The sequence below is a fragment of the Bacillus sp. SIMBA_008 genome (genome assembly GCF_046535495.1).
GTDB lineage: Bacteria > Bacillota > Bacilli > Bacillales > Bacillaceae > Bacillus > Bacillus subtilis.
Genome location: NZ_JAWRWL010000997.1, coordinates 1 through 248, shown reverse-complemented (window position 1 = coordinate 248; position 248 = coordinate 1). Strand labels below are relative to the sequence as shown.

The 248-nt window shown below is 48.8% G+C and carries 1 protein-coding gene; it reads right to left on the bottom strand.

The window, feature by feature from the left end:
* Positions 1–248 (bottom strand): KR domain-containing protein (locus tag SB658_RS26385; RefSeq protein ID WP_410603456.1); only part of this gene is annotated, 248 nt, incomplete at both ends.

Here is a 248-nt window from a genome sequence, read left to right as displayed (position 1 = left end):
CCGGTTTCTTTCCAGACGGGCCATTGAACGGCTTTAACAAACACGTTTCCTTTGCCTGCCTGATGATTTGCAAAAGAGTCCATAAATGAATTAGCCATCGCGTAGTCACTTTGCCCCGCAGCAAGCGAAGGGATCAGACCCGAAACGGATGAGAACAAAATAAAAAACGACAGCGGCTCATTCCGAACGGCTTCATAGAGACCGCCAAGCCCTGTTACTTTCGGCGTGCAAACGCTTTCGATTTCAGT